The following is a 3132-nucleotide window of genomic DNA, read 5'->3' on the forward strand; positions in this document are numbered from 1 at the left end:
TGGGAGCTGGCCTCCTTGGGAGCAACGGGCGCGTGTGAGCTTCAGGGCCGATTGCACGATGGCGGGGCAAGCTATCGAGCCTCGAACGATCGACGCAAACTCGCCCAAAGCGAACTAGTTGTCCTCTACCCCTCGCTACGACGTCGCGACTGTGGCCGTGTCCTTGCCGGATCGCAGCACCCGCCCAGGAGTCTCGCCCGTCGCCTTGCCATCGACGACGGTCTCGACCCCGTTGACGAGCACCCGAACGACACCGATCGAGTCGGCCGTGAGGCGGACGCTGCCTCCCGGCAGGTCGGCGACCAGGGCCGCCGGCTCGGAGCCGATCGTCTCAGGATCGAAGGCGACCAGGTCGGCGTGGTACCCCTCGGCGATACGGCCCCGCTCCCGTAGACCGAACAGCTGGGCGGGAGCGTCGGTGATGAGCTGGACCGCACGCTCCAAGGGGACGAGCTGCCGCCCGCGGATCATGTCGCCCAGGAACCTCGTGGTGTACGGGGCACCGCACATGCGATCGAGATGGGCGCCGGCGTCGGAGCCGCCGAGCATGGCGCGTTCGTCCGACCACACCTGCTTGCGGAGCTCCCAGGTATCGGCGTCGTTGTCGGGAGGCATCGGCCACAGGATCGTCTTCAGCTCGTCGTTGATGACGATCTCGGTGAGGGTGCTGAACGGGTCGGCGCCGCGCTCGGTCGCCAGCTCCCCGACCACGCGGCCCTTCATGCCCTCGTTGGCAGCGGAGTAGGTGTCTCCGATCACGTAGTGGCGGAAGTCGGCCAGGCGGCGGAACACGCCTGCCTCCGGGCTCTTCGCCTGGGCCATCATCTCCCGCCTGACCTCGGGATCACGGAGCTTCTCGATGCGCTCGGGGATGGGCAGGCCGAGGATCGGCCCCCAGCCCGGGATCATGTTGAGGGCGCAGTAGTTGCGGAAGCTCATGTTCATGGGCACGAGCACCGGCATGGTGAGGGCCACTATGCGCCCCCCTGCCTGCTGGGCGATGCTCGACGCCTCGAGCTGGCGGGTCACCCGCTCGGGCACCCGAGAGTCGACTGTCAGCACGTTCCAGTTGATCGGCCGGCGGGCCGCTACCGACATCCCGACGAGCAGGTCGATCTCCTCGTCGCTGAACATGTTGAGGCAGCCCTGCACGATCCCCTCGAGGGTCGTGCCACCGTGCTCGCCGACGGCGCGGCACAAGGCGATCAGCTCCTCGTGCGAGGCATAGCGCGAGGCCACCGGCTTCCCGTCGCCATCGGAATGGGTGTTCGACAGGGTCGTGGAAAGCCCCAGGCCCCCGGCCTCCAGGCTCTCGTGGAGGACTCGCACCATCGCCTCGAGCTGCTCGGGGGTGGCCTCGTTGCCGATGGCGTCGGCGCCCATGACGTAGCGGCGGATGGCGCAGTGGCCGACCATGAAGCCGGCGTTGACGGCGATGCCGTGATCGACGGCGTCCAGATACTCGGCGAAGCTCTCCCAGCGCCAGTCGACGCCGTTCTCGAGTGCGGCGAGCGGCATTCCCTCGACCTTGGCCATCATCCGCCGGATGTAGTCGGCGTCCTCGGCCTTGATGGGAGCAAGCGTAAAGCCGCAGTTGCCGCCGACGACCGTGGTCACCCCGTGGACGTTGGACGGCGTGGCGCTCGGGTCCCAGAACAGCTGCGCGTCGTAGTGCGTGTGAGGGTCGACGAAACCGGGTGCCACGATCAGCCCGTCGGCGTCGAGGCTCCTGGCTGCCGGCTCGTCGACTGTTCCCACGGCGACGATGCGTCCGTCTCGGACCCCGATGTCACCTCGGATCGCGGGCGCGCCCGTGCCGTCGACGATCGTTGCCCGTTCGATCTTGTAGTCGAGCACAGCAACCTCCAAGCCGAAGGGCGTGCCGTCGACGCCCACCTCGCGCCGGCCTGCGGGCGCGTACCGCCGCCCCGACCTGCGGCGATCGTAGCTGACAGCACGTCAGATCTCAACGCGAGGAACGCCACCTCAGCACGGTCCCGATTGGCTCCGGAGCCAGCCCCGGAGTGGGCTTGGCCGCGAGGCCAGCCGCGAATGGGCCAGTCCGGGAGGCCAGCGGGGGCGTGGAGCTGGCCCGGGAGGCCAGCCGGGGAGTTGAGCTGGCCCGGGAGGCCTCCGGTGGACGACACTCCAGCGATGAGCGCAACGCTGCTGCTGGACGGCAAGACGATGGTGGTCTCCGGAGTGGGACCCGGCCTCGGGCGGGAGATCGCCGCCATCGGCCTGCGAGAGGGCGCCAACCTGGTGCTCGGTGCACGCCGGGAGGCCAATCTGCGCAGCGTCGCCGAGGAGCTCGACCCGTCGGGAGCGAAGGTGGCCTGGCGTCAGGCCGATATCACGAAGCCGGACGAATGCGATGGACTCGTGGCCACGGCCGTCGAGCGGTTCGGGCGACTGGATGCCGTCGTCAACTGCGCGGCGCTCGACACCGTCTTCGGGGGGCTGGAGGACGCCGACTTCGACCAGTGGCGGGCGGCCCTGGAGACGAACCTGATCGGCTCTCTCCAGGTGTGCAAATCCGCCATCCCGGCGTTGAAGGAGCGGGGCGGAGCGATGGTGTTCGTCGGCTCCCAGGCCATGTACCTGCCCCAGCTCGCCCAGCCCGCCTACGCGGCCTCGAAGGCGGGGCTGCTGTCGGCCACCTATTACCTGGCCAAGGAACTTGGCCCGCACAAGATCCGGGTCAACACGATCGTGCCGTCGTGGATGTGGGGGCCGCCGGTGGAGGCCTACGTGAACTACCTGTCCGAGTCCCAGGGTGTCCCGGCGGCCGAGGTCATCGCGGGAATCAGCAAGGACATGCCGTTGGGGGAGATCCCGACGGACGACGACATCGCCGAGGTGGTCGTGTTCTTCGCCTCCGAGCGGGCGCGGATGATCACCGGTCAGTCGCTCCTGGTCAACGCCGGAGAGCTGATGCGCTGAATCGCCTCGGCGCGCCGGTGCTCAGCAGCGCGATCGACCGTGTCCCAGCCGCATCCTGGCGAAATAGGTCGTAGTCTGGTGTAACGAGTGGACTACTTTCGCCCCGATCTGCCGGGGGGTTGCCTCATCGAGCTACTGGATAGAACCAATTGGGGGGTTGGGGATGACTGACGGAGACATGCTGGGACA

General features: G+C 68.3%; 2 protein-coding genes. One reads left to right on the top strand and one right to left on the bottom strand.

All coding sequences use genetic code 11. The features are described 5' to 3' along the window. Positions 1 to 135 precede the first annotated feature (135 nt). A complete protein-coding gene (locus tag VH112_12000) occupies positions 136 to 1896 on the bottom strand; it encodes a D-aminoacylase (protein HEX4540958.1) in 1761 nt (586 codons plus the stop codon). A 258-nt stretch (positions 1897 to 2154) separates the two neighbouring features. On the opposite strand from VH112_12000, the gene VH112_12005 reads away from it, so the two are divergent. Then, entirely contained in the window at positions 2155 to 2943 is a 789-nt protein-coding gene (locus VH112_12005; protein HEX4540959.1) for an SDR family oxidoreductase, read from the top strand. Positions 2944 to 3132 lie beyond the last annotated feature (189 nt).

The organism is Acidimicrobiales bacterium (genome assembly GCA_036270875.1).
Classification (GTDB): Bacteria; Actinomycetota; Acidimicrobiia; order Acidimicrobiales; family AC-9; genus AC-9.